Source organism: Candidatus Mycoplasma haematobovis, assembly GCF_001645765.1.
GTDB lineage: Bacteria > Bacillota_I > Bacilli_A > Mycoplasmatales > Mycoplasmoidaceae > Eperythrozoon_B > Eperythrozoon_B haematobovis.
Genome location: NZ_LWUJ01000010.1, coordinates 84,781 through 111,193 on the forward strand (window position 1 = coordinate 84,781; position 26,413 = coordinate 111,193).

The window sequence follows — 26,413 nt, forward strand, 5'->3', positions numbered from 1 at the left end:
ATTACTTAGTCAATACTTCAGTTAATCCATCAGCGTTACAATCATCTCCATCTAAACAAGGTATTGTAAGTACTTCTGCTAATTTTTTCTTTAAATCTTCTGGTTTTCTACTATCGCTTATTTGATAAGCCTGAGTTACAGATTTTGCAAGAGATTTAATAAATAGTTCTTTTGCATCCTTAATAGTATCAAGGAAATCTTGTTTTGCCTTAGATACTTTTGAATTTTTGGCTGCTGTTTTCTTTAAATCTTCTTCAATAGCAGAAATATACTCTCTCATTCCATTTTCTATTTCTGACTCTATAGACTTAATAGGACTATCAAAAGAAGAAGCATGCTTAGAAGCGAGCATTTTTTCTATTCCTTTTGAAACCATACTATTAAAGACAGCGCCAGGCGTTTCAGGCTTGCCTCCTTTTTTAGGATTAAATTTATCTTGAATCTCTTCTGAACTTAATTCTTTTTTTGGCTCTTTTTCCTCTTCTTTCTTTTGCTCATTCTCTTTATTCTTCTCTTCTTGTTCTTTAATTAATTCTTTAGCGGCTTGTTTTGCTTCTTCTGGATTATCTAAATATTTCTGAATAATATCTTGGATGCCTTCAGACCCCATTTCTTTGAAGGAATCCTCATTATCTTGAACTAACTTATTAAAGTCATTCATCATATCTTCAAAATCATCTCTACCCATTAATTCACCTAACTTATCAAAATTTGCCCCACTACTAAACATAGCCCAAAGTGCAGAACCCCCTCCACCTCCTAAGAATGTACCTCATTTAAATAATGAAAGTCTTATTTTCTTCCAATCTTTAACCATCTGAGGAATATTTGAAATAAAGACTAAGAACTTATCTCTAAATCATCGATAAACTATTCCTCCTCAATCATAAAGCTTACGATATAGATCTACTGCTCCAGATTTAAGACCATCTGCACCTAAATAATTCTTTACTCATTCTCTAAAGTCATCTTTAGAGTTAATTATTACAGTAAATCAATCTTTGAGTGTATCTCCCGTTTTCTTTATTCCATCATACAAATAACTGTTCAAAAATACTTGCTTAACTGTCCCAAATGCACTATCAACAGTATTCTTTGCTCTATCTAAATTAAATATGACAGCAGTAGATGTCCCTGCTGCTGTCATACCAGAAAGAACTACAGAAACACTAGGTCTAAAAGCAATACCACTTGTTCTGACGGCTAGGGGGGGGGGTGAGTCTTAATTGCACATCTTTATTTTTACGTTATTTACCTAAAAGGACAATAAGCACAAATAAATTCAAAATGAGTCTAACTTTAAAAGTTAGTAGTGTTATAGGCACTTTAGGAGTTGTTGGTGGAAGTGCAGCTATTGTTAACCAATTAACCAAAGAACATCAAACAATTAAAGATGCTTTAACTAAAGTGGGATACCATGTACTAGATTTAGAAAAAGAAGATAGTGATTGAGATACAGTAGTAAATGCCTACAAAGCTACTTTAAATCAATCCAAACCTTTTGGAAATATTACAGATAAGGTAGGCTTGAGAAAGGAATGTAAAAAATTGTTAAATTCTGATTTGAACAATAAAGCAAATTATTCTTCAGCAAGCAGATGATGTGTTAAAGAAGAAACAATTAAAGCAATGCTAACTAGAAATAAATACAAAGAATTAGGAGAAGCAACTTCTGAACCAAGCAAAGTTAAATGAACAGAAAAAGTTAGACTCTTAAAAGAGGCAAAAGATAATAAAATTATAGTTACTTTCAACGGCACTAAAGATGAAGAAACATTAGCCAACAAATGCAAGTCTTTAGATAGCATCAAAACACATGCAGATAATGAATTTGAAGTTAAATTTATTTGGGCAAGAGAATGGTGTTCAGAAAAATAATTAGTTGTGACGAATCATACGAAAGTATCTTTAATATCAGTTAGCATCGACACTATAAAAGAAAGTATTTATCTATCTAACAATTATTCAATAGTTTCAATTAGATTTTGGTGCTCTGTCTAGAGTAAGTTAGGAAGGGGTTTCATATGAATGCTGATGATAAGGCCTTATTGGCGACATTCGGTATAGGCTTAATTGCAGGAGGTAGTTATTTTGGTTATTCGTATTTATTTGGTCCCAAAGATGATGAAAGCTTTGCTAGTTTATTAGGCGAATCAGTTCTTACATTAACAGGTAGTACAAATAAAACAGAATGAGAAGCAAGGTTAAAAGAACTACAAGCCAAAAAAAGCGAACTTAGCGGAACTTTAATTTCAATAGCTGATCAAAATTGAGATGATTTACAGACCTGATGCAGACAAAATAGCAACAAAAATCTTAAAAAAGATGTTAACTACGTAGGTTTTGAAGAGTTTTGTACTTGAAAAATAGGAGATAAAGAATGAGTAGGAAAAATCTCATCAGATACCCAAGTAGCAGATGATAAGTGAAGTAATGCACATAGAGAATTAAATAGAAGAGATAGGAGAAGACTTTCTCCAGAATTACAAAAAATACAAGTAGTAGATATTAAGAAGAAACCTGACAATAAAGCTATGCATGATTGATGTACTGGTACCTATAAGAAGATTTGAAGAGGTGAAAGTAGTAGAGATTATGCAGATGTACAAGAATTTTGTAAGTCAACTGCAAAATAATGCTTAAATCTACTGCCATTAAAGGGGTAATTGGTGTTTTAGGAGTAGGAGCCATTACAACTGGTGCAGTATATGCCAACTTGCCTAGTAGCATTGAAAGTTACTTAAATAAACAAGGCAGAACCTTACTTACAGGTACTGAAGATAAATGGGAAGGAGCAAAGAGTAAGTATGCCTCCGAAGGTGATGACTTATTAATAACTATTAATAATCAAAAGATTGCAAAAGATCAATTAAGTAACAAACAATTAAAGAAATGATGTGAAACAAATTCAAAAAAATCATTTAGTAACATTGATGATGAAATTTATCAAAGGGTATCGTCTTGATGTACAGAGCCAAAAACAATTGCGCAATCATTAAAGGGCAAACGTCCATTGAATGATACCGAACCAGCCAATAGTCAAAAAAATATTGATGAGACAGAGTGAGAAAAAAAGAAAGCGACTTACAAAACAGCAAATAGTAAAGAATTAATAAAGTCTATTGAAAGCAACAATTCAGAAGGATCTGAAATTGCCGCAGGGACTTCCATAACAACCACACAACTAAGAAAGTGGTGTGAATTTTCTAAATCAAAACACTTTAAGCATGAAAAGGATAACAGATATTTAAGATACCTAAAATGGTGTGTTTAATTAACTACAATATTTTTTACTTAACTAAAGAAATAAATTTGGATTCTAAAAAGACATCAGTATGCATTTAATAGGGAAGGTAGGTAGTGTTATGGGTGCTATTGGTATTGTAGGTGGGGGAGTGGCCGCTGTTAATCACTTCTACAAAGGTTTCAGAAATGTGAGCGAAAGACTAACGGGTGCGGGTTTTAAAGTTCTAGATATTAATGGAGATGCTTCTGAATGACAAACTGTTGAAACAGCATACACACAAGAATCAAGGGCAGATAAGAAATTTAAAGAAACATTAACTACTGCTAAAGAAAATTGCAAAATTGCTTTACAAAATAATCCTAGTGATGCAAGTGCCTACCCATTAGCAAGTAAATGATGTGTAAAGGTTGAAACAATGGAACAAATGTTAACCAGAAATGAATACACTAAATTAACAAAAGTGCCTGCAGATACGACAAATAAAGAAAAATGGCAAGAAAAAATAGAAAGTTTAAAGAAATACTCAGGAGAGGAAAAAATTAATATTGACTTTACAAAAACAGTTGATGAGCAAATAGCTGAACTTCAAGGAGAATGCGACAAAATAACGGCAGAAACAATCAAAACTCATAACACAGACGACTTTGAAAAGAAATTCATTCAAGCAAAAGAGTGATGTGCGACAAAAAATAGCTTGTAATTATGCCTATTTCAAAAGCTGGAAAAATAGTTATTGGTGCATTAGCTACTGGTGGTGTAAGTGGTGCTGGCGCTTATTTACACCATATATTAACAAAACCAACAATTAAAGATAAATTAGAGGGCACTTTAATAGGAAAAGATGAGACAAGCATATGACAAGCAAGAGTTACTAAATTAACATCAGATAATGCAATAATATCTGAAACACTCAAAGCTATTAATAGTGGAGGCGATAACAAAGCAACCAAAATCCAAAATTGATGTGAAATTAACTTAAGAAATACATTTATTTCTGAAGAAAATAAAGGCTTTAAAGAAATACAGAAATATTGTGCTTACAATATCAAAGAAAAAGCTGGAACTGTTATTGAAATAAATTCTTGAGACAATACAAGAAATAATGCAAAACTTAAAGATCAAACTAATAATATTCAATTATCGCCATCAATGTCAAAGGTGAAGAGTGAATTAACAAGTAAACAAGATGCTCTTAAAGAATGATGTAAAGAGGTCTATGAAAAACCCTTTAAAGGAGAAAAAGATCAAGACTATTTAGATACAAAAGCTTATTGTGTTGCTTAATTAATGAATCATTTAGCAAAGGCAGGAATAGCTACTTTAAGTGCTGGAGCTATTGGCAGTGCTGGTTATGGAGGATATGTTTATTTTTCTAAAGATAGCTTTGCAAGTAAATTAGGAATTTCTTTACTTAACTTAACTGGAGATAGTAATGAAGCTACTTGAGGAGAAAGGTTTAAAGAATTCAATAGTACAACTACAGGTTTAGATCCAAGCTTAAATAAGACATCCATCAAAAAATGAAAAGACTTACAAAAGTGATGTAACGATAACAAAAATAATTCCTTCAATAAAGGAGACCAAAAATTTCAAAATTTTGAATCTTTTTGTACTTGAAAAATAGGTGACAAAATAACAAGTAATATACCTAAGGATGCTGGACCAGAAGTAGACGTATGAAAAACTGCACACACCCAATTGAAAACAAGAAGTCAAGGTAAAACATTATCTGAAAAATTACAAACTGTATTAACAACAGAAGCTGGAACAGATAAAGCTGATCAAAAAGCTATGCACAAATGATGTACTGACGCTTACAAAAATACTTGAAGAGGAAATAATGATGAAACCTTTAAAGAAGCAAGTGAATATTGCAAGTCTTAGTTTTTGAAAAACAGGATAAAGTAAAGAAAATCATTCTAAATTCTTAAGAGCCAACTATCATCAAAGGTGCTACAACAATCGCCAACAGAGATTAAGCAATATTAACAAAAAAGTTGAAAATTACAAGAAACAAAAGGCAGATACATATCTAATAAGACAAAAGAAAAATACCATTAATGTCAAAGTTCTAAGAACTTAATGTAAATCCTCTAAAGATAAACATTCCAAATACGAAGAAGATTCAAGATATCAAAAATTCTTAATGTGATGTGCAAACTAGCCTTTCTTATTTAGTAAACCTGCAATATCTACTTCGGCACAGTCTTCATTGTCTTGACATACAGTTGTAAACGCACCTTCCAAAGCTTTCGCAAACTCTTTTGCTAAGTCTTCTAATTTTGGTTTCTTGGTAATATTTGAAGCTGCAATCATTGCATTTTTTGCTAATGCATCAACAAATTGAGTTTCTGATGCTTGAATAATATCTAAGAATTGTTTTTTGGCAGAAGGTTTTGCATTTTTTCTTTTTGTCTCTTTTTCAACATCACTCCTAATATCTTGAATGTATTGATTCATTGCTGCTTTCGCTTTATTTCTTGCTAGATCTAAACTAAATCCACCAAAAGAAGAATAAGGTAAATCTAATAAACTACCTAACCCCCTTTCAGCCATACTTCCTAATACCTCTGCAGTAGTTTGTGGATTTCCTCCTTTCCTAGGAGAAAAAGCATCTTTAATTTCTTGCTCCTCTAATTGTGGTTCTTTGTCTTCCTGAGTTGGATCCTTCTTAGCCTCCTCTTTCTTTTCTTCTTGTTTCTTTAGTAACTCTTCAGTAGTTTTTTTAGCTTCGTCTGGTTCATCTAGAAATTTTTCAATTATTTCTTGAAGTTCTTCAGACTCCATATTATTAAATGCTTCATTATTCTCCTCTACTAACTTAGTAAGTGAAGACATAATTTCTCCAAAGTCATCTCTTTCCATTAATTTAGAAAACTTATCAAAGTTTTCACCACTACTAAATACAGCCCATAAAGCAGAACTACCCCCACCTCCTAAGAATGTACCTCATTTAAATAATGAAAGTCTTAATTTGTCTCACTCTTGAACCATCTTTGGAATATTCTTTACAAACTCAATGAACTTAGTAGCAAACCAGTTGTAGACTATTAATCCTCAAGCTTGTAACTTCTCAGCTAATTGTGCTACTCCAGATTTAAGACCATCTGCACCTAAATAACGCTCTATTCAACTCTTTAAATCATCTTTAGCACCAACAACTGCAGATCCTCAATCTTTTAGTGTTGTTGCTACTTGTGCTATTCCATCATATAGAGGGCTTGCTTTAAGAACCTTTACAAACTTATCTAGAGGCTCACTAACTTTTTCAGATGCTAAATTTGAACTAAATATTACTGTTGAAAAAGCTCCTGCTACAGTAAGACCAGATAATATTGATGATATTCCTTGTCTAAATCCAGAAGTAGCTACTGTGGTTACTAGGGGGGGGGTGAACCTTAATTGCACTTTATTAAGAAATAAAGGGATATAGATTTAATTTTTAGAGTTATTCGATAAAAGAATAAACAACTATTAACCTTAAGTATTAATTACATATTTAAAAATAACACCCACAAATAATGACACAAGTAGGTAAAGCAGTTGCTTTAGTTTCAGCACTAGGAGCTGTTAGTGGAGGAGTTGCAGTGGCTAGTGGAGCGTTTAATCAATCAGAAAAACAACAACCTCAACAAATAACAAAAGATGTAATTACTATTAGTAGCAAGTTAGCAAGTGAAGGATTTGAAGTATTAAGTACAGATAAGAATAGTGAAGAATGAAGAAAAGTATTAGAGGACTACAAAAACGCTACAGACAAATCATTTACTAAGACTAAAGAAGCAAATAAGACACAGGAACAGCTTAGAAAAAATTGCAAGGATATATTAGATAAAGAAGATTTAACTGGAGATAATTATCAATTAGCTAAGAAGTGATGTGTTAAGAAAGAACCAATAAGCAAAATACTTGAAAAACAGGGGTACACATTACTGAAATTAACAGATGATGAAAATACAGAAGAAAAACCACATTGAACAGCAAAAGTTAAAGATTTAAAGCAAAATAAAGAGAAATTTGAAGCAATTAAGTCAACAATAAAGGACGAAGAAACTGCAACAGAAGAAAATATCAAAGCCCTTAAGAAAGGTTGTACAGACTTACAAATAAACCAAACAGAAACTACTAGTGATACATTTGACAAGAATTTAGATTTAGCAAGGGATTGATGCTCCATAAAGACAAATAAAGGCTAACAATGAGTATAGGAGCTAAGTTAGGTATGGCTACACTAAGTGCTGGGGCTATTGGTGGTGCTAGTTATGGAGGGTATGTTTATTTTTCTAAAGATAGCTTTGCAAGTAAATTAGGAATTTCCATACTTAAATTAACAGGTAAAGATGATGAAACTATTTGAGGAAAAAGATTGGAAGAATTGAAGTTGGCAACTGGTTTACCTACAGATCTTGAAGCCCTTAAGGCAAGTGGGAAAACTTGAAAAGACTTACAAAAATGATGTGCAACAAATAGTAGCAAGAGCTTTGAAAGAACAACTAATTCTGACTACCAAAACTTTGAAAAATTTTGTACTTGAAAAATGGGAGATAAAGATTGAAATAAAAAGATTGATTCTACTGTCAGAGAAACAGAAGATAAATGGGGCACTGCGCATACTAACTTAAAAGCAAAAGCAGATAGCGATTTATCAGAAAGCTTAAGAACAGTCAAAAATACAGTTGTCACCAGTGATAGACAAGCAGATAGAAAAGCAATGCATAAATGATGTACAGATAACTACAAAAAGACTTGAATAGGCAATGATGATAAAGAATTTAAAGAAGTTCAAACTTATTGTCAGGCTTAATCTATGAAATCAATTGCTACTAAAGCATTAATTGGTGTTCTTGGTGCCGGAACTGTTGCTACAGGAGTGGTATTTGCCGCTTTGCCGGAAAGTTATGAAAGCTATTTAAATAAACAAGGAAGACCTTTGCTTACCGGCGATTCTGGAGAATGAGAAAAAGTAAAGACAAAATATAGTCAAGAAGGAGATGATTTATTAATAAAAATTGATGGTAAAGAAATCAAAAAAACAGAATTACAAATTGATCAGTTAAAGACTTGATGTTCTCAAAATTCTAAAAAATCATTTTCCAATACTAAAGATTCAATTTATCAAAGAATATCTGCTTGATGTACTAAACCAAAAACTATTTCAGAACAAGTTGAGAAAGGGATGCTAAACGATGAAGAATCACCAACTGCAGAGTCAACTACTACTGAAAATATAGATGAAACGACATGAAAAATAAAGGCAAAAGATTACAAAACAACTACAGAATCTTACTTAATAAAAATAATAAATGATAGAGGTGAAGAGGGAGAAGTTATTGTAGCAAATTCAACAACTGCAATTGAAACCAAAAAATTAAGAGCTTGATGTAAATATTCTAAAGCTAAACACTTTAAGCATGAAGAGGATCAGAGGTATTTAACCTATAAAAAATGATGCGTTAATTAACTTAATCTTTAACCTCCAAAGCCTCAACCAAACCACCTGCATCGCATTGTTCTTCATTTTCACAAGGAGCTGTTAATGCTTCCACAAACTTATCAGTTAAAGTCTTTAATTTCAAATCAGTTGCATTATCGTAAGCTTTTTTTGCAGCGATAGCAAGAGTATTAACAAACTCTTCTTTTTTATCCTTTATGATATCTCAAAATTTTGCTTTAACAGATGGTTTTCTGTTTGATTTTTCCTTCTCTTTTTCAACATCTGCTTCAATTTTTGAAAGATATTCATTCATTGCTTTTCTTGCCATATCTTCAGGAGGCGCAAAAGAATAACTATTTGATAATAATTTTTTTAAGCCCTGTGTAACCATACCACTAAACACAGCAGGCACTGTTGGTGGTTGACCTGCTTGTGAAGGATTAAATTTCTCCTTTATTTCTTCAGAACTTAATTCTTGCTTCTCCTTCTTTTCCTCTTGATCCTTTTCATTCATCTCCTTTTGCTCTTTAAGTAATTCTTTGGCTGCTTCTCTTGCTTCTTCTGGATTATCTAAATACTTCTGAAGAATATCCTCAATTCCTTCTGAGCCCATCTCTTTAAAGGCTTCTTCATTATCTTGAACTAATTGATTAAGATCATTCATCATATCTTCAAAGTGAGGATGACCCATTAAATCTCCTAACTTACTTCAATTAGCTCCCGTACCAAACATAGCTCATAAGGCAGAGCCTCCACCACCTCCAAGAAATGTACCTCATTTAAATAGAGATAGTCTTAACTTATCTCAATTCTTAACCATCTCTGGAATATTCCCTATGAACTCAATAAACTTAGTAGCAAACCAGTTGTAGACTATATCTACCCAACTATGAAGCTTATTGTAGAATTCAACTGTTCCAGACTTAAGACCGTCTGGCCCTAAATAACTCTTTACTCAATCTCGAAAATCATCTTTTGAATTAATTATTACTGCAAATCAATCGCCAAAAGTTTCTGTAGTCTTCTTTATTCCATCATATAGATAACTATTAGTAAATGCTTCTCTAAATATTCCTAAAGAACTAGTAATAGTTTCTTTAGCTCCAGAAGAATTAAGAACTACAGCAGTACAAGTGCCTGCTGTAGTAAGGCCTGATAATACTGCTGATATACTAGGCTTAAAACTTGAACCAGCTGCCTTGACAGCTAGGGGGGGGGTGATCCTTAATTGCATATATTATTTTTACAAATTAAGCAATAAATCTTGTAAGAGTCTATTAATAGAGTAATGACACAAGCAGGTAAAGCAGTTGCTTTAGTTTCAGCACTAGGCGCTGTTGGTGGAGGAGTTGCAGTGGCTAGTGGAGCGTTTAATCAATCAGAAAAACAACAACCTCAGCAAAAAACAGAAGATGTAATTACTATTAGTAGCAAGTTAGCAAGTGAAGGATTCGATACTAATGTAACTGACACAGAGTGAGAAGCGCTACTAAATGCTCATAATGCAGTTCAAGATGGCAATATCTTTGAGGCGACAAGTAGTGAACAAAAGGATAAGGCATGACTAACTAAAAAGTGTAGAGGTGCTTTAGGTAAAGGAGAGGAAGATAGTGCTAATTACTTATTAGCAAGACAATGGTGCGTTAAAGAAACTTCAATAAGCACTCTTTTTGGTAAAGAGGGTAGCAAACATAAATTATTAAGTACAGACGAACGAAATACTGAAACAAACCAAAGCGAATGAACTCAAAAAATTAATAGCTTAAAAACTAATGATTCAGAAAAACAAAAATTAAAAGTTAAATTAGACAAAGGAGATGCAGAAAATATCGTTGAAATAAAAAAAGTATGTGCAACTATAGTAGCCACAAAAACAACAGTGAAAGAATTTAATGAAAAACTTGAATTAGCAAAGAATTGATGTTCAGCTTAATATGGCAATAACAAAAGCTACTAAATTAATTGTTGGATTGTTGGCTACTGGTGGTGTAAGTGGAGGAGTTGCAGGAAGCTATTATTTACTTAAACCTAAATCTTCTGAAGACTCAACACAAACAACTGATGGTAAGCAACAAGATACAGTTCTTCCCGCAAAACCAGATAGTGAGGATCAAACCAAGGGAGATTCCGGTACCCCATCAAGAGATACAGACTCTTCTAGGCCAGAACCAGGTAGTTCTAGTAGTGCGCCTGATCCTGTTGTTCAACCGCCTTCACAACCCGCAGATGCTGCAGGAGGGGGACCTTCTTCTAGTTTAGGTGTGTAGTACTAATTTTTCTTTAAGTTTAAATACCAATTATTAACAATAAAATACTTTCTGTTCAATAGTAAACAATGCTATTGCGAAAGAAAATAATTATTGCTAGTGGTTCTTCAGCTACTTTGCTTGGCGGTACATTAGCTATACCGTTTCTTGGCAACTTCTTTTAGAGAACAACTAATAAGAAAAGGATTCAAGCCAGTCACTAATTAATCACACAAAATAAGTAGCGTTGATTCTACAATCTTAGATAGTTATGGTGTTTACAAAACTAACAAAAACGGCATGCAAGAATTCAATGTAGTAAAGTGATGCCAAGAACATGAAGAAAAAATAGAAGACAACGAAAAGTTAATGAAGCAAGTTGCAGAAATATGCTTTGAAACATTAGATTCTAAATTGAAAGGAATAAACAGAAGAATAATACTAGAAAAATCAGAATCCTCAGAATGAAATAAAGGGTGGAAAGCATTTAAAGTAAACAAAGTAACCACAAATAGTGCCTATTGAAATTTGAGTCTAGAATCAGATACTGCTACAGAAGAATTTAAAAAACAATGTATAGAAAACAGCAAAAAACCATTCACTGATGAAAATAAAAAACTTTTTGACGAAGTAAGAGAGTATTGTTCGACAACTTGAATACCTAGACCTAACTAAAGTTTAAGAAAGATTAACTTACTTTGTTAACACTCGAAGCCATATCCCCGAGTAATTCTCTTAAATAATATAATAAAAGGACCTTTTCGACAAGCAATCATGGCATTGAAAAGAAAGATGTTTATTACGAGCGGTACTTTTGTTGCTTCATTAGGTGGAATATTATTTGCTAATCTACCAACTTTGGACGATTGGACGATTGGACGATTCCTATTAAAGAACGATTAGTAAAGAAAGGTTTTAAGCCAGTCACTAATTGAAATAATAAAGAAGACAGCCTTGACACTGACCTTCCCAAAAAATATGGAATTTACAAAACTACCAACTGAGGTAGAGAGTACAATATTTCTCAATGGTGCAAAGAAAATGAAAACCAAACTGGCAATAATCCTGAACTAACAAAAAAGGTTGAAGCATTATGTTTTGAAACAATGGCTTCACAACTTAAAGGACAAGGAAAAAGAATACTTTTGGAACAAGAAAAAACAAGCTGAAAGAAAAACTGAGAAAAATTTAAAGCAAGAAGAGAAACTGCTAATTACGCTTATTGAAGTTTCTCATCAAATTTATTAAAGTCTGAAAATGCACCGGATGATTTCATAAGACGTTGCAGAGACAATAGTCAAAAACCATATACTGATGAAAATAAAGGATTATTAAATGAAATAGAACTATTTTGCACAAATAGTCCTTAACTTTTTTGTAATAAGAGAATTAAATAGCTCTTATCTCTAAAAGAAGACATAATCCTAGAAAAGCATAATAATGGGTCTTGTAGGAAAGATTGGAAGTGTTGTTGGAGTTTTAGGTGCCTTGGGTGGTGGAGTAGCTACTGTTAGCTACTTAAATAGAGATAATACGACCATAGAGGACACATTAAAGAAAGTAGGATATCAAATTTTAGACAATACAACAAGCGAATTAACCAAAGTGTTAACCGCTTACAAAGAAATACCCAATAAAGAAACAGTATTTGGAGAGATTGCAAATGAAAATGGTCTACTATCTAAATGCCAAGAAATACTTAAACAAAACGACAAAAAGAATTATCCCTTAGCACGTAGATGATGTGTTAAAGAAGAAACTATGGATGCTATGTTAAAGAGAAATAGTTATACACCTATTGGTGCAAGTGGTCAAGATGGAAATAATGCAAAATGACAAGCAAAAGTAACACTTTTGAAAAAGGACAAAAACAATGAAATGAAACTAACATTAGGCACTACTAATGATGTAGATGTTTTAGAAAAAGCTTGTCAAGCATTACAAATTACCCAATCAAAAACTCATGCGAGTGATGATTTTGAAGAAAAATACATCAAAGCAAGTAAATGATGCTCAGAAAAATAAATGCCTAGCGCTACCAAAATAATTGCTACAGTTGCAGGAGTTAGTACAGTTGGTGGTGGAGTAGGTTTAAGTATTCATTTACTAAATAAATATCCAACAATAAGTACTAAGCTAACATCAGAAGGTTTTGAATTAGCTTCCACTGAACAAGACTGAACAAAATTATCAGAAGCACATAATAAACTTGTTGCTCCTACAGATAAAGTCTTTAAAGAAGAAGGTACTGCTAATAAAGATTGAAAATGGTTGAAAAGTAAATGCGAAAAAGCTTTAAGTAGCGAAGAAAATGATCAAACTAATTACAAGTTAGCAAGACAATGATGTGTTAAAGAAACAGACGTAAACGCTATTTTAGGAAAAACAAAAGGAAAATTTAAGATATTAAGTTCAAATACGACATCAGCAGATTCAAATAGCTGATCTGAGAAAGTTCAAAATTTAAATCAAGATACTACAGCTATCAGTGCACTAGGTCTTCAAAAAACAGGAACTAAGAACATTTCTTTTGACGATCTTAAAGGCAAGTGTACATCAATACTTACAACCAAAACAACTGCTGGCGACTTTAATGATAAGTTTGAATTAGCCAAAAAATGATGCTTTATTTCAAATACCGCCTCTTAATATGCCTTTGCCTAAAGCTGGAAAAATAGCAATTGGGTTAATATCAACTGGCGGAGCATGTGGCGGTATCACATATGGTTGCATTGAACTTACCAGTATAACTATTAAAGAACGTTTAAAGGGCGCTTTAGTTAGTAGAGGTGAAACAACAAAGTGAGGTGCTAGAGTTGTTAAATTAGGAAGCACCAATGATGAAGATATATCTGAATCACTTAAAGAAATAAAGAAGAATAATAGTCGTGAAAAAATAGAAGGCTGATGTTACAAAAATATAGATAGTAAATTTAAAGGAGAGAAGGATCCATTATTCCTAGAAGTACAAAAATTCTGTACTTACGACATTAAAGACAAAATAACTATAGTAGCTAATGATGAAGGATGAAATAGCGGAAAGAATAATGACAAACTCAAAAAAATAACTGCTGAGACTAAATTATCAAACACTATGCAAAGTATTAAAGCTAAATTAGAGGCAAAGCCCAATCCAGAAACAGATGCACTTAAGAATTGGTGTAAATCAGCTTATGACAAACAATTCAAAGGAGGTAAAGATCAAGACTATTTAGACGCTCAGGCATATTGCCAAGCCATCCAATAATGAGTTATTTAACTAAAGCAGGAATGGCTGTATTAAGTGCAGGAGCTATAGGTGGAGCAAGTTATAGTGGTTATGTTTATTTTTCTGGTGATAGTTTTGCCAAAAAGCTTGGCGTTTCTGTACTTAACTTAACTGGAACTGATAATTCAACAGAATGAACTACAAGATTAAATGAGTTAAATGCAAAAACTTCTGGACTAGATAAGTCATTAGAGAAGTTAAAGAATAAGACTTGACAAGAACTACAAAGTTGATGCAATAGCAATCAAAGCAATAAATTTAATAAAGAGACAGATACTCTTTATCAAAACTTTGAAGAATTTTGTACTTGAAAAGTAGGTGATAAGCCTTGAAGCAATAAGATTGCATCTACTGTTGTTGAAACACATCAAGATTGAGGAACTGCACATGCAGCACTAAAAGGAAAAGACAAAAACAACCTTTCTCCGGAGTTAAAGAAAGTTTACGAAGCTGAAAGTACAGATAATAAAGACAAAAAAGCCATGCATAAATGATGTACAGATAACTACAAAAAGACTTGAACAGGAGATAATGATGCAACTTTAAATGAAGTTAAAGAATACTGCAAAACTGCCTAATTTATGTTGAAATCACTTGCACCTAAGTTGGTTATTGGTGCTCTTGGTATAGGTTCTGTAACAGCCGGAACTGTTTATGCTTTTCTACCTAACAAATATAGTCATTACTTAAGTAGTAAAGGCAGAATACTACTTACAAAAGGATCAAGCAAATTTGAAGATTTGAAGAATAAATATGCTTCAGAAGGTGATGGTTTATTAATTACTATTAACGAAAAAGAAATACCAAAAAACGAACTAACAAAAGAACAACTAGAGACTTGATGTCTAGCTAACTCAAATAATACCTTTACTAATACTAAAGACAAAAACTATCAAAGAGTATCGGCTTGATGTACAGAACCAAAATCAATTAAAGACTATATAGATAATAGCAAAACTGTTTTGAATGATGAAGAGGTAAATGCAGGTGATCATCCAAACAAAACAGATTGAGAGGCCAAAAAAGATGAATACAGTAAATTAAAGACTAATGATTTATTAATTAAAGCTATTTCTAGTAGTGCTGAAACTGGAGAAGATATTGCAGCAACTAATTTAGATCAAGCAAGTAAATTAAGAGCTTGATGTAAACATTCAAAAGAAAAGCATTTCAAACACGAAGAAGATCCAAGATTCTTAAAGTACTTGAAATGATGTACTAAATAACAATGGCATTATCAAAAGCTAACAAAATAGTTGTTGGTGCATTAACTACTGGTGGTGTGAGTGGAACTGGAGCATATACATACTATGAATTAACAAGACCAACAATTAAAGATAAATTAGGAGAAACATTACTAAGTTATGAATCCAAAGATGCAGATAAATGAAAAACAAGATCAGTTACTTTATCTAAAGACAATGGTAATTTATCTAAAGAACTAAAGAAAGTTAAAGATGGAACAGATACGGATGATTCAAGGATCAAAGGATGATGTCAAACAAATATTAATAATAAATTTACTTCTGACAAAGACCCTATATTCTTAGAGGTACAAAAATACTGTACCTATAACCTTAAAGACAAAATAGAAAAAACTATTGACACAAGTTCTTGAGAGGCATCAAAACATAACAAAAAATTAAAGGGTCTTCAAAACAACGAGGGATTATCTGACGAAATGAAAAAAATTAAAGCGAAATTAGCTGATGGAGCTATTGGTAGAGATGAAAATGCTCTTAAAGAGTGATGTAAATCCTCTTATGAAAAACCTTTTAAAGGTGAGCAAGACCAAGACTATTTAGATACTAAAGAATATTGTGTAAGTAGTGATGGATAATGAAATACCTTTTCAAAAATTACTTAAATTAATATGAATTTAATTACTAAGGTAGCTAGTGTTGGGAGTGCTGTAGGTATTGTTGGAGGAGCAGTAGCTCTTACTAATCATCTTTACAAAGGCTTTAGAGACATCCGTGAAAGACTTGCTGGTTTTGGTTATCAAGTTTTAAAGTTTGATGGAGATGCAGATGAATGATCTAAATTAGATTTAGCCTACAAAGCAGAAAGCACTTCAAGCAAAAAATTTAGTGGAACAGTAACAGACCTTAAAGAACAATGCAAAATTATTCTGACAAGAGGCCCAAATGATGACATTTACAACTTAGCAAGAAGATGGTGTGTTAAAGAGGATTCCATTAAATCAATACTAGAGAGAAACAAATACACTAAATTGGAAAAAACCTCATCTAAATCTACGGAAAGATCAAAATGAGAAGAAAAAATAAATGCAATGAAAGATGCCCCCACAGAAACCATCAAAATTGATATTGATTTCAACACGGGAGATACTAATAGTTGAATTACGGCACTTGAAAAAGCCTGTGATGCATTAATGGAAGATAGTATCAAAACCCATAATCAAGATGAATTTGAAAAGAAATACATTCAAGCTAAAAGTTGGTGCGCTGTAAAGCAAGAGGGCTCTAATAAATAAAGTTAATGACACTAGGAGGTAAAGTTGTTGCAGTAGCCACAACATTAGGAACAATAGGTGGTGGAGTTGCTTTAACAAACCACTTAATTACCCCCACTAAACCATTAGGCAAAACTACTAGCGAAAGATTAACTTCTGAAGGGTTTGATGTAAATGTAACTGATTGACAAACAATATTTAATGCTTACAACAATAATCAAAATACTCATTTATTTAGCTTAAATAATGGAGAGCAAAAGAGCAAAGAAACACTTGAAAGAAAATGCCAAGCAGCACTATCTGAAAGGGATGCTAAGGATACAACTTACAAATTAGCAAAACGTTGATGTGTTAAAGAAGAAGCGGTAGGTGTTATTTTAGGAAAATTACAACTAAATGTTTTGAAAACAGAAACAGATGAAGATAATGAAACACATTGAAGTAGCAAGGTAGAAAGAGTTAAAGACATTTTGGATGTCGCATCTAAATTAGGAGTTTTAAAGACTGCAGATGAAAACACAAATATCACCAAAATCAAGCAAGAATGTGCAAAAATAATTAAATTTAAGACTACCTCTGCAGAATTCGATGAAAAATTTAAACTAGCTAAAGAATGGTGTTCTGCATAAGATGGCCTTGTTAAGCGCCGGAAAGATAGCTACTTACACAATATGTGCTGGAGTAGTTGGGAGTGCAGGAGTGGGAAGTTATTGTTATTTAACTCGTTCAACAGAAGTAACAATTGAAGAATTAATAAAGACAGATGCAAAGGATAAACAGTTTATAGGGGCAAGCGATCACGGAAAAGTACATGCTGGATGAACTCAATACAAAACAGACAATACATCTAGAGGTACTACAAAAGGTAAAGATTTTTGAAATTTAGAAAATTGAGCAGAACAACATAATCAAGAAAATGTTCCGGAAACCTTTGCAAAGGAGTGTCAAGAACAAAAGAAAGCAAAAGTAATTGGTAAAGAAGATGCAAAATACACAAACTTCTTAAAGTGATGTGTTAAGTAATCTATCTGCAACCTCAAAAATATTAATTGGAGGAACTACATTTGGAGTTATTTCTGGGGGTGCAACGTTAGGTAGTTATTTACATACATCAAAAATCACAATAAGTTATAGATTAACTTCCGAAGGCTTTAGTCTAGATGTAGGTGATGGATGAGATGAAATAGTAAAGGCTCATAATCAAGCTAAATCCCCTAATATTTTTGAAAACAAAGAAGTAACTAATAAGGATGCAACCTGACTTAAACAAAAATGCAAAGATACTTTAAGCAAACATAAATCAGATAATACCAATTATCAATTAGCTCAAAGATGATGTGTTAAGAATGAAAACATTGAAAGTATTTTAAAAAGAGCAGGATACGAACCACTAAATACTGAAGACAGTAGAATAGACAGAGAAAATTGAATAAGAAAGATAGAATTACTTAGAGAAGAAAATCCTCCTGTTACAAAACTAACCACAGATGTTTCAAATAGTAATGAAGATACAAATATAGTCGCAATAAAGAAAGCTTGTAAAGAACTAAACAATACAAAAACTATAGATGAAGGATTTATTGAAAAATTAAAGCAAGCTAAATATTGGTGCTCGGTACGTTAATTATTTTCTTTTCTTCATTTTTGGAGCAAAATTAGGTACTTTATCTTTTAAAGATACACCTTCTCCCTCGCAATTATCCCTGCATTCTTCAGTATAGTCACTCTCTAAAATAGACCCTAATTCTTTAGATAATTCTTCAAAAGTAACTTTTCCTCTTAACTCTACTCTTTTGTAAGCTTTAACTGTTGAATCGGTCAAGGCTTTAATTAATTGTCCTTCTTTATCTTCCTCTAAGGCCTTTAAGAATTCTTGCTTTGCTTTATCAGCTTTACTTTTTACTTCTCCTTTAGATACTTCTTTCTTAAGATGGTCCACATAATCTTGCATTGCTTTTTTCGCAGTATTTTCAAGACTACCTCCAAAAAAAGAATTTGACAAATCAACTAAAGATTGTATTCCTCCACCTAACATGTTTTGAAATACTCCCTGTGGGTCTTTAGGGGATCCACCTTTTGAAAATGCTTCTTTAATTTCATCTTTACTTAATTCATCCTTCTTCTCATCTTCTTTTTTCTCTTTATTTTTTTCTTTTTGATCTTCAAGTAATTCTTCAGTTATTTCTTTAGCTACTTCAGGATTCTCTAAAAATTGCTCTAATATCTCTTGTGCTTCTTCCTTATCCATAGAGGCAAAAGCCTCTCCATTATCTTCAACTAATTTTGAAAATTTCTCAGCAATATCTGCAAACTCTGGATTGCCTAGTAATTCTCCTAACTTATCTCAATTCTCACCGCTACCAAACATAACTCATAAAGCAGAACCCCCTCCTCCACCTAAGAATGTTCCTCACTTAAATAGAGATAATCTTAATTGTTTTCAATTCTTAACCATTTCCGAAATATTGGAAATGAATTTAAGAAATTTATTAGCAAATCAATCGTAAACTATATTTGCTCAAACATGAAGCTTCTCATAAAGAGTTGCTACTCCAGACTTAAGACCATCTGCACCTAAATAACGCTCTACTCAACTCTTTAAATCATCTTTAGCACCAACAACTGCAGATCCTCAATCTTTTAGTGTTGTTGCTACTTGTGCTATTCCATCATATAAGAGGCTGGCTTTAAGGCCCTGTATAAATTTATCTAAAGACTCACTAACTTTTTCAGATGCTAAATTTGAACTAAATATTACTGTTGAAAAAGCTCCTGCTACAGTAAGACCAGATAATATTGATGATATTCCTTGTCTAAATCCAGAAGTAGCTACTGTGGTTACTAGGGGGGGGGTGAATCTTAACTGCATATCTTTATTTTTACTTAGCTTAAATACCTAAAAGTAAGAATATATGGCATTAAGTGGAACAGGAAAAATAATGGCTGGTGCAACATGTGCTGGTATTACTGGCTGTGCAGGAATAGGCACTTATCTTCATTTAAATAATTCAAAAGAAGTAACAGGAACAAGCACTATTGAACCAGTAACTGCTGAAAATATAAGTCAAAAACTAGGCAAAATTGGTTATCAAGTATTGAAAACAGAGGGGGCTGACGATGATGCTCAATGAGATGCAATATTAATAGCTTACAACAAGATACAACAAAAAGGGGAAATATTTAGTATTAGTACAGTTGGCAAAATTGAAACAAGAGATAACTTAAAGTCTGAATGTAAGAAAGCTATTGATTCAGATTCCTCAGAAAACACTAATTACTCTTTAGCCAAAAGATGATGTGTTAAACCAGAATCAATAAATGAAATGTTGAAAAGAAATAGGCATACAAAATTAGATAACAACAATGCAGGCATAAATAAGAAAAAATGAAAAGAGAAAATTTCCTTAATCAAAGATAAAGCAGAAGAGATGCAAAGTATGGGTTTAGTTTTTCAAGATAACGATGATAATAATGTAGCACTTCTTGAAGCTACATGTGAAAAGTTAAAGATTGATAGTACCAAAACTCACGATGATAAAGAATTTGAAAAACACTACACACAAGCGAAAAATTGGTGTTCTTTAGAAGATAGTTAATTTAATTTGATATATTAAAGTTCAATTTCCTATGGACTCCTTTACAGTTAAATTAATCGGTCTCCTTGTTGGTATTTTTACCAGTAATTACTTACAGCGAACTCCGGTAAAAATATAGATCTTTTAAAAAAACAAAGACTTAAAAAAGTATCTTAAAAAGGGAAGAAGCATATTAGATAAGGGTTATGAAATAACCGATTATGACGATTTTATTTGGAAGGAAGAATTTGAAAGGCATTGAACAAAAAATGGTTCCTCAGGCATAGATAATAATCTTAACGTAGCAGGACCAAAATCCTCAAAAGAACTAAAGAAAATATGTAAAGAACTTAAACTTGATAATGTATTTTTTAGTAACAACAATAGATGATACTTTGTAAATTAGTGGTATTTATCAAGATCAAAATTAATTCAAAAAATCGTTTCTGTTAATGGAAATCCACTACCTTGCGATAAGGTTGCAAAAAACTCAAACCCCAAAAACTATTGGGATTAGTGACAATAATCTAAGAGAACAACAATGGATTATTGTAGACAAATTGATTGAAATAGAGAAAAACGTAGTCTTAAAAGAGATGACAAATTAGGCAAAATAAAGTCATTTTGTAAAAAACAATATTCTTATCTCTTCTTAACTACACACCAAGAAGAAAGATACCCAGCTATTTTGTAATTCTTAGGAATATATGGTTCTTTAGCTTTTCTCCTACATCAACCTCTAACTCTTTCACCACTCTTATCTTGATCATCACCTATTAAATCTCCAAATAAACCTGACTTTATTATTTCATCCTTATGATTTGTGAAAGCAGAGAATCATACTTCTTTTTGATTCCTATTAACCTTAACATCTTCAATTAATTCCACCCCTTCTTGTTCCAAAGCATATACTCCCAAAGTCATAGTACAATAATTCCTAGCTAAATCTAATAAATAACCAGAATTGGACTTTAAAGAATTAGCACATCAATTCTTAAATACAAAAGCACCTTCCTTATCATTAATATGATCGGCAGAAACTATATTCTTACTAATTAACTCTTCTTTGAAAGTTAAATAGAGCTTTATTCATTTTTCAAATTTAGGCTTTGCAGAATCAAAAATAGTTCTACGTCCTTCTGCTGCTAAAGAAGTAGCTACCGAAGGTTTAGTTAAATTTCAAACACGATAAGCAACAGCAGACGAAAACACTACTGCTCCACCAGAAAATAATAGATACTTCTTAATCTCCAAATAACCTATGAAATCCCTAAATTTTGTGCCTAAATATTTGTTCCTTTATTTAAATAAAGTTAATAAATATACAAGTGTTGACAATACTTACGAAATTATGATAGCCCCAAACTTTACTATATAGTAAGAAACAATATAGGTATAAAAACTTTATCCAAACAAAGCATGATTACAACAAAAAGTTTAGGTATAGGAGTCGGAATAGCTACTGGAGCCGCTGGTTTAACTGGCCTAGTAGGCTATTCCACAGGCTTATTTGACTCAAATATTCAAATATCTAAATTATTAGAGCAAGAAAACAAATACACTTTACTACTAACTAGTGGAACTGATAATGCTAGCGAATGAGAAACAGCTTGAAATAATTACAAAACTGCCAATACCGATAAGGCACTAGGAAAAGATAAATGAAAACTTGAAGGATGAAAAGTAGGAGGTTTAGAACAAATGCCTGCCAACTTCAAAAGTATTTGTAGTCAAAAATCTCAAGAAAAAATAAAGGACAAAAAGGATCCAAAATATCAAAATGTTATTGATTACTGTTCTAGACCAAAAACACTTCAAGAAGTATTAGCAAAAGAAGGAATTAAGAACTTATTAAATACTACTGGAGAAGACGAAGCATGAAGAACAAAATATGCTACTTACTCAACATCAAGCAATAAACTACCTAATGGCGTAGAAGGAACTGGTAGTGATTACACAAAATTAAGAGATGGTTGCAAAAATGCAATTGCACTCAAAACTACTGATAATAATTATCAAAAATCTTATGAACCATTCAAAGCATGATGTCTAGCAAACTAAAAGAATTAGTCCATTTAATTTCTAAAAAGTAAAGATTATGGCTTTAAATACAATAGGTAAAGTAGCTATTGGTGCCGCTTGCACTGGAATTGCTGGGAGTACGGGAGTAGGATGCTATTTTTTATTTAAACAACCAACACCTATAACAATTAGTAAATTAATAGAGCAAGAACACAAAGGCAAGGAAATATTAAGTAGTACTAATAAATCAAAAGGAGTACAAGCTTGAACTAATTACAAAAATAACGCATTAAATAAGAATAAACCAAAAGATCAAGATGCTTGAAGCATAACTGGTTGACCAGTAACAGAGCCAAGAGCTGGCACCACTGTAAGTGAGGCTCCTGATGGTTTAGTTGCAGCTTGTCAAAGCAAGAAAACAACAAAAGTTAAAGATAATCAAGATCCAACATACAAAAATTTCGTTGATTGATGCTTAGTAAATAAAGGTTAATATGCAACCAGTTTGAAAAGTTGGTTGCGTTGTTGGCGCTTTGGGAGTGGCTGGAGGAAGTGATATAGCTATTTCTAGTTACCTAAATAAAGGATATTCAAATATTAGCGAGCGATTAACGGGAGCTGGCTACAAAGTTCTAGATGTTAATGGTGATGATTCTGAATGAAGGAAAGTCTTAGTCGCTTACAATAAAATAAGAGAATCTACAGATATATTTACAGGAAGTACTGCTACCCAAGAAACAAAACCCAATTTAATAAGTAAATGTAAAGAAGTATTATCTCTTAATCCTACTGAAGAAACAAACTATACATTAGCAAAAAGATGATGTGTAAAGGAAGAATTAATGAAAGATATGCTAACAAGAAATGGATACACTAAATTAGTAACAAGTAGCACCGGTAATAATAAGCCTAAATGATTAGATAAAGTAAGAAGACTAAGAACAGAAACAAAAGGAGCACATACTATTGCAGTTGAATTAAAGAATAATGATGATCAAGATATTGCTGCATTAGAGGTAGCATGTACAGCTTTAAATATTGACGCTGTCAAAACACATACAAACAAAGACTTTGAAAAGAATTATGTTTATGCAAAAGAGTGGTGTTACGAAAAGAATAACAGTCAATAAAACGAATACAAACGTTCTTATTTAAATAACGTGGCTTCATTGAAAACTGTAGCTATAGGAATTGGATTAGCTACCGGAGTAGCGGGTGTTGCTGGTATAGTTGCTCACTCAAAAGGTTTATTCAACTCAAATACTCAAATAAGTGAATTATTAGAACAAGAAAACAAATACGCTTTACTGCCTGCTAATAGTGGAGAATATGAAGCAGAATGAGATGCGGCATGAAAAAGATATGCTGATAACAGCAATAATACTCCTAGTAAAAAAGACAAGTGAAATATTCCAGCCGAAGAAGGATTAAGTGCTGAAAAAGCTTCACAAACATTTAAGAATGTTTGCCAACAAAAAGCAACTGAAAAAGTAAAGGCTAGGACAGATCAAAAATATATAGATATTACTAATTATTGTTCAAGGCCTAAGAAACTAAGTGAAGTATTAAATAAAGAAGGTATTGAATTACTAGCAACTACTGGAAAAGAAGTGGAATGAAAAGCCAAATTTAATTCATACAAAACATCAAATAATCAAATTCCTGGCGCGACTTCTGCAAGTGCAACAGATGAAGAACAACATTTCACTAAATTAAGAGAAGGTTGCAAAGTGGCTTCAGATATCAAAACTACAGACAATAATTATTCCAAAACTTATGCCGCAGTTAAAGAGTGATGCAAGGTATAGGAAAAGCTATTACGGCAGTTGCTGCTTTAGGTGCTGTTGGAGGTATTAGTATAGGCAGTTACTATGCTTTAAATAATTCACAAAATATTAAAGGAAGACTGGAAGAAGAGAAATTTACTGTATTAACTTCTTCATCTGCTCTTATAGATTGAACAGCTGTATTAAATAAATACAAACAAGAACAAACAAATACTTTCACTGGTAAAGCAGATGCAGGTAATAACGTAAATGAAGATTATTTACAATCAAAATGTTCAAAAATTTTAAATAATAAATCTGATGACACTAATAACTACAAACTAGCGAAACGTTGATGTGTTAAAGAGGAAACAATAAATGCTATTTTACAAAAAAGAGGATACACAGTATTAAGTACTACTGAAGCAAAATCAGAAGAAGTGCCTGCTTGAGAAGCTAACCTAAAAGAACTTCAAAAAGACACTAATAAATTCAAAGCAATTAAAGATAACATAAACAAAATACAAAAATCCGAAAATATTACGGCTCTTAAAGAAGGTTGTAATTTATTGCAAACAGGAACAATCAAAACAACAGATGGTAAATTTGAAGAAAATATTAAATTAGCTAGTCAATGATGTTCTTCAAAAAAGAAAGATGGTAAATAAGATAGCTATTGGTGTTGCTAGTACCGGTGTATTAGCAGGTGCGGCAACGGGCAGTTATTTCTACTTAACTAGCGGATATACCATTGAAGCATTATTTGAAAAGAATAAAGGAAACAAATCTAACTTAACAAAAAGTTCTGCAAATAAAAATTTGTGACTTGAAAAGTGAAAAGCTTACATTACTGCTAACACACCATCAGGAACAATAACTAAAAATAATTCTTGAAATGTGTCAGATTGAGAAACCAATAAAAACAAGAATACAGAAGTGCCGGAAGCATTTGCTGAAAGTTGCGAAAGTAAATTAAAGGATAAAGTAACAGGCACAGAAGATCAAAAGTATAAAGATTTTCTAAATTGATGCGTTAAAGATAATTAATGGCTTTACCCAATACAAGTAAATTAATTTACGGTGCTATAGGAACAGGGGTTCTAGGAGGGGCAGGATTAGGAACTTATTATCACCTAAGTAGTTCAGAAGAATCTTCTGAGAAAACAGTAATTATCAATAATGTTGAAAAGAAATTACAAGAAATCGGTTATTTAGTTCTTAGTTCTAATAGTGAAGATAGACTTTGGGATACAGTATTAGAGGAGTACAACAAAATACAAACACAAGAAGAAATATTTGCCGATAGCACACTTACAAAAGAGACAAAAAACGGACTGAAAGAAAAATGTAGATTGGCACTAGAGATTGATCCTTCAAATGAAACAAACTACAAATTAGCAAAAAGATGGTGTGTAAAGATAGAAAACATTCAAGAAATGCTAACTAGAAACAAATACACAAAACTAGGTGAAAGTAGTGAAATCACAAATAAACCTAAATGAGAAGAAAAAGTTAGCAAGATTAAAGCTATTGAACAAACTCAAAGAAACATTGATGTACAGTTTAAGAATAATAATGAAGATGTAGGACTTCTAGAAGCAAAATGTAAATCATTAAATGTTGATAGCATCAAAACTCATTCCAGCGAGAACTTTGAACAGCACTATATTCAAGTTAGAGATTGATGTGCTACAAAAAATGATAGCTAACAAATAACATTTATGAATTCAGTTGCAAAAGCCGGAATAGCTCTTGGAGTTTTAGGTGGGGCTAGTGGCTTAGGATATGTAGCAATACAACAATTTACAACAACAAATGATATTGCTAGTAAATTAGCTAAAGAAAACTATCAACTATTAAATAATAGTTCCAGCGACTGAACACAAATATTAGCTTCTTACAAAGAAGTTATCAAAACTAAAACAGAATTAAAGTTTGGCGATTTTGATGGTACTACTCCTACAACTGATACTGAAAAAGAATTACAAAGATTATGTAATGAAGCTACTAAATTAGATCTATCTAAAGATACTAACAATACTACTTACAATAAAGCAAAGAAATGATGTACTAAACCAAAACCTTTAACAAGTGTATTGAAAGATAAAGGTTACAGAATGCTTAAGACTGATGCGCAAGGAGATCATGAATCTGATTTATGAGACACTAAACTAGAATCTTACAATACTTCAACCGCCAATGCAAGCAAGAAATTTAGCGGACTTGATCTATTAACTCAAAATGTTTTGAAAAAAGACGAAGCAACCAGAAATAAATTGAGGGAGCGGTGCAGAAACTTAGAGAACAAAAAACATTACGAAAAAGAATTTGAAGACAAATTAGACCAAGCTATTCTTTGATGTTCTACTGATAATTAAT

37 protein-coding genes are annotated in these 26,413 nt (G+C 32.2%); 32 read left to right on the forward strand and 5 right to left on the reverse strand.

The genetic code is table 4. The annotated features are described in order from the left end of the window. Window position 1: 1 nt before the first annotated feature. Window positions 2-1,147 carry a hypothetical protein gene (locus tag A6V39_RS00950; protein WP_187149802.1) on the reverse strand — a complete coding sequence of 382 codons (1,146 nt, stop codon included), beginning with the start codon at window positions 1,145-1,147 and terminating at the stop codon, window positions 2-4. A gap of 140 nt (window positions 1,148-1,287) precedes the next feature. Between A6V39_RS00950 and A6V39_RS00955 the strand changes: the two genes are divergently transcribed. The 6 genes from A6V39_RS00955 (at window position 1,288) to A6V39_RS00980 (ending at window position 5,131) form a co-directional block, all read left to right on the forward strand. Further along, window positions 1,288-1,878, forward strand: coding sequence for a hypothetical protein (locus tag A6V39_RS00955; RefSeq protein ID WP_187149803.1), 591 nt, complete (start codon window positions 1,288-1,290; stop codon window positions 1,876-1,878). Between the two features lie 146 nt (window positions 1,879-2,024). Next, window positions 2,025-2,636 carry a hypothetical protein gene (locus tag A6V39_RS00960; RefSeq protein WP_187149804.1) on the forward strand — a complete coding sequence of 204 codons (612 nt, stop codon included), beginning with the start codon at window positions 2,025-2,027 and terminating at the stop codon, window positions 2,634-2,636. Then, entirely contained in the window at window positions 2,636-3,274 is a 639-nt protein-coding gene (locus A6V39_RS00965) for a hypothetical protein (protein ID WP_187149805.1), read from the forward strand. The genes A6V39_RS00960 and A6V39_RS00965 overlap by 1 nt, the downstream gene beginning before the upstream one ends. 61 nt (window positions 3,275-3,335) lie before the next feature. Next, the gene (locus A6V39_RS00970) at window positions 3,336-3,947 is read left to right on the forward strand and encodes a hypothetical protein (RefSeq protein ID WP_187149806.1); all 612 of its coding nucleotides are present in this window, start codon (window positions 3,336-3,338) and stop codon (window positions 3,945-3,947) included. A 2-nt stretch (window positions 3,948-3,949) separates the two neighbouring features. Next, window positions 3,950-4,531: a hypothetical protein gene (locus A6V39_RS00975; protein ID WP_187149807.1), complete on the forward strand. Its 582-nt coding sequence runs from the start codon at window positions 3,950-3,952 to the stop codon at window positions 4,529-4,531. Window positions 4,532-4,534: 3 nt separating this feature from the next. Then, complete coding sequence (locus A6V39_RS00980; protein WP_187149808.1) at window positions 4,535-5,131, forward strand: hypothetical protein; 597 nt, start codon at window positions 4,535-4,537, stop codon at window positions 5,129-5,131. Between the two features lie 276 nt (window positions 5,132-5,407). Here A6V39_RS00980 and A6V39_RS00985 read toward each other — a convergent pair whose 3' ends face one another. Then, window positions 5,408-6,655 (reverse strand): hypothetical protein, encoded by a 1,248-nt coding sequence (locus tag A6V39_RS00985; RefSeq protein WP_187149809.1) that lies wholly within the window; start codon window positions 6,653-6,655, stop codon window positions 5,408-5,410. Between the two features lie 113 nt (window positions 6,656-6,768). Between A6V39_RS00985 and A6V39_RS00990 the strand changes: the two genes are divergently transcribed. The 3 genes from A6V39_RS00990 to A6V39_RS01000 are packed head-to-tail and all read left to right on the forward strand — an operon-like array spanning window position 6,769 to window position 8,708. After that, the gene (locus A6V39_RS00990) at window positions 6,769-7,443 is read left to right on the forward strand and encodes a hypothetical protein (protein WP_187149810.1); all 675 of its coding nucleotides are present in this window, start codon (window positions 6,769-6,771) and stop codon (window positions 7,441-7,443) included. Window positions 7,444-7,445: 2 nt separating this feature from the next. Further along, window positions 7,446-8,051, forward strand: a complete 606-nt coding sequence (locus A6V39_RS00995) for a hypothetical protein (protein WP_187149811.1) — start codon at window positions 7,446-7,448, stop codon at window positions 8,049-8,051. A 3-nt stretch (window positions 8,052-8,054) separates the two neighbouring features. Beyond that, entirely contained in the window at window positions 8,055-8,708 is a 654-nt protein-coding gene (locus tag A6V39_RS01000) for a hypothetical protein (protein ID WP_187149812.1), read from the forward strand. 1 nt (window position 8,709) lies between these two features. On the opposite strand, the gene A6V39_RS01005 is transcribed toward A6V39_RS01000, so the two are convergent. Beyond that, window positions 8,710-9,915 carry a hypothetical protein gene (locus tag A6V39_RS01005; RefSeq protein ID WP_187149813.1) on the reverse strand — a complete coding sequence of 402 codons (1,206 nt, stop codon included), beginning with the start codon at window positions 9,913-9,915 and terminating at the stop codon, window positions 8,710-8,712. 54 nt (window positions 9,916-9,969) lie between these two features. Here A6V39_RS01005 and A6V39_RS01010 point away from each other — a divergent pair, with 54 nt between their 5' ends. From A6V39_RS01010 to A6V39_RS01075, 14 genes are all read left to right on the forward strand, one after another. After that, window positions 9,970-10,614 (forward strand): hypothetical protein, encoded by a 645-nt coding sequence (locus A6V39_RS01010; RefSeq protein ID WP_187149814.1) that lies wholly within the window; start codon window positions 9,970-9,972, stop codon window positions 10,612-10,614. A 1-nt stretch (window position 10,615) separates the two neighbouring features. After that, complete coding sequence (locus tag A6V39_RS01015) at window positions 10,616-10,948, forward strand: hypothetical protein (RefSeq protein ID WP_187149815.1); 333 nt, start codon at window positions 10,616-10,618, stop codon at window positions 10,946-10,948. Between the two features lie 279 nt (window positions 10,949-11,227). Next, window positions 11,228-11,602: a hypothetical protein gene (locus tag A6V39_RS01020; protein ID WP_187149816.1), complete on the forward strand. Its 375-nt coding sequence runs from the start codon at window positions 11,228-11,230 to the stop codon at window positions 11,600-11,602. A gap of 191 nt (window positions 11,603-11,793) precedes the next feature. Next, window positions 11,794-12,297 (forward strand): hypothetical protein, encoded by a 504-nt coding sequence (locus A6V39_RS01025; RefSeq protein ID WP_187149817.1) that lies wholly within the window; start codon window positions 11,794-11,796, stop codon window positions 12,295-12,297. Between the two features lie 70 nt (window positions 12,298-12,367). Next, a complete protein-coding gene (locus tag A6V39_RS01030; RefSeq protein WP_187149818.1) occupies window positions 12,368-12,952 on the forward strand; it encodes a hypothetical protein in 585 nt (194 codons plus the stop codon). Then, window positions 12,953-13,576, forward strand: a complete 624-nt coding sequence (locus tag A6V39_RS01035) for a hypothetical protein (protein ID WP_187149819.1) — start codon at window positions 12,953-12,955, stop codon at window positions 13,574-13,576. A 1-nt stretch (window position 13,577) separates the two neighbouring features. After that, window positions 13,578-14,174: a hypothetical protein gene (locus A6V39_RS01040; RefSeq protein ID WP_187149820.1), complete on the forward strand. Its 597-nt coding sequence runs from the start codon at window positions 13,578-13,580 to the stop codon at window positions 14,172-14,174. Continuing rightward, window positions 14,174-14,773, forward strand: coding sequence for a hypothetical protein (locus A6V39_RS01045; protein ID WP_187149821.1), 600 nt, complete (start codon window positions 14,174-14,176; stop codon window positions 14,771-14,773). Before A6V39_RS01040 ends, A6V39_RS01045 begins: the two co-directional genes overlap by 1 nt. 3 nt (window positions 14,774-14,776) lie before the next feature. Then, window positions 14,777-15,421, forward strand: a complete 645-nt coding sequence (locus A6V39_RS01050; RefSeq protein WP_187149822.1) for a hypothetical protein — start codon at window positions 14,777-14,779, stop codon at window positions 15,419-15,421. 2 nt (window positions 15,422-15,423) lie between these two features. Continuing rightward, window positions 15,424-16,035, forward strand: coding sequence for a hypothetical protein (locus A6V39_RS01055; protein WP_187149823.1), 612 nt, complete (start codon window positions 15,424-15,426; stop codon window positions 16,033-16,035). Window positions 16,036-16,068: 33 nt separating this feature from the next. Then, complete coding sequence (locus A6V39_RS01060; protein WP_187149824.1) at window positions 16,069-16,692, forward strand: hypothetical protein; 624 nt, start codon at window positions 16,069-16,071, stop codon at window positions 16,690-16,692. Window positions 16,693-16,697: 5 nt separating this feature from the next. After that, on the forward strand, window positions 16,698-17,300 hold the full coding sequence (locus tag A6V39_RS01065; protein ID WP_187149825.1) for a hypothetical protein: 603 nt from the start codon (window positions 16,698-16,700) through the stop codon (window positions 17,298-17,300). A 1-nt stretch (window position 17,301) separates the two neighbouring features. Further along, complete coding sequence (locus A6V39_RS01070) at window positions 17,302-17,694, forward strand: hypothetical protein (RefSeq protein ID WP_187149826.1); 393 nt, start codon at window positions 17,302-17,304, stop codon at window positions 17,692-17,694. Then, window positions 17,684-18,295, forward strand: coding sequence for a hypothetical protein (locus tag A6V39_RS01075; protein WP_187149827.1), 612 nt, complete (start codon window positions 17,684-17,686; stop codon window positions 18,293-18,295). The genes A6V39_RS01070 and A6V39_RS01075 overlap by 11 nt, the downstream gene beginning before the upstream one ends. Here the strand turns inward: A6V39_RS01075 and A6V39_RS01080 are convergent, their stop codons facing one another. After that, window positions 18,296-19,540 (reverse strand): hypothetical protein, encoded by a 1,245-nt coding sequence (locus tag A6V39_RS01080; protein WP_187149828.1) that lies wholly within the window; start codon window positions 19,538-19,540, stop codon window positions 18,296-18,298. A 43-nt stretch (window positions 19,541-19,583) separates the two neighbouring features. Between A6V39_RS01080 and A6V39_RS01085 the strand changes: the two genes are divergently transcribed. Then, window positions 19,584-20,267 (forward strand): hypothetical protein, encoded by a 684-nt coding sequence (locus A6V39_RS01085; RefSeq protein ID WP_187149829.1) that lies wholly within the window; start codon window positions 19,584-19,586, stop codon window positions 20,265-20,267. Between the two features lie 621 nt (window positions 20,268-20,888). On the opposite strand, the gene A6V39_RS01090 is transcribed toward A6V39_RS01085, so the two are convergent. Beyond that, window positions 20,889-21,500, reverse strand: coding sequence for a hypothetical protein (locus A6V39_RS01090; protein WP_187149830.1), 612 nt, complete (start codon window positions 21,498-21,500; stop codon window positions 20,889-20,891). 165 nt (window positions 21,501-21,665) lie between these two features. Between A6V39_RS01090 and A6V39_RS01095 the strand changes: the two genes are divergently transcribed. From A6V39_RS01095 to A6V39_RS01130, 8 genes are read left to right on the forward strand one after another with little or no spacing between them, the layout of a single operon-like run. Further along, window positions 21,666-22,307, forward strand: a complete 642-nt coding sequence (locus A6V39_RS01095) for a hypothetical protein (protein WP_187149831.1) — start codon at window positions 21,666-21,668, stop codon at window positions 22,305-22,307. Between the two features lie 37 nt (window positions 22,308-22,344). Beyond that, window positions 22,345-22,761 (forward strand): hypothetical protein, encoded by a 417-nt coding sequence (locus A6V39_RS01100; protein ID WP_187149832.1) that lies wholly within the window; start codon window positions 22,345-22,347, stop codon window positions 22,759-22,761. 1 nt (window position 22,762) lies between these two features. Next, window positions 22,763-23,398, forward strand: a complete 636-nt coding sequence (locus tag A6V39_RS01105; protein ID WP_187149833.1) for a hypothetical protein — start codon at window positions 22,763-22,765, stop codon at window positions 23,396-23,398. A gap of 30 nt (window positions 23,399-23,428) precedes the next feature. After that, window positions 23,429-24,076: a hypothetical protein gene (locus A6V39_RS01110; RefSeq protein ID WP_187149834.1), complete on the forward strand. Its 648-nt coding sequence runs from the start codon at window positions 23,429-23,431 to the stop codon at window positions 24,074-24,076. After that, window positions 24,064-24,702, forward strand: coding sequence for a hypothetical protein (locus tag A6V39_RS01115; RefSeq protein ID WP_187149835.1), 639 nt, complete (start codon window positions 24,064-24,066; stop codon window positions 24,700-24,702). Before A6V39_RS01110 ends, A6V39_RS01115 begins: the two co-directional genes overlap by 13 nt. Continuing rightward, window positions 24,692-25,081 carry a hypothetical protein gene (locus tag A6V39_RS01120; protein WP_187149836.1) on the forward strand — a complete coding sequence of 130 codons (390 nt, stop codon included), beginning with the start codon at window positions 24,692-24,694 and terminating at the stop codon, window positions 25,079-25,081. The genes A6V39_RS01115 and A6V39_RS01120 overlap by 11 nt, the downstream gene beginning before the upstream one ends. Beyond that, window positions 25,081-25,743: a hypothetical protein gene (locus tag A6V39_RS01125; RefSeq protein WP_187149837.1), complete on the forward strand. Its 663-nt coding sequence runs from the start codon at window positions 25,081-25,083 to the stop codon at window positions 25,741-25,743. The genes A6V39_RS01120 and A6V39_RS01125 overlap by 1 nt, the downstream gene beginning before the upstream one ends. 12 nt (window positions 25,744-25,755) lie before the next feature. Continuing rightward, window positions 25,756-26,412: a hypothetical protein gene (locus tag A6V39_RS01130; RefSeq protein WP_187149838.1), complete on the forward strand. Its 657-nt coding sequence runs from the start codon at window positions 25,756-25,758 to the stop codon at window positions 26,410-26,412. Window position 26,413 lies beyond the last annotated feature (1 nt).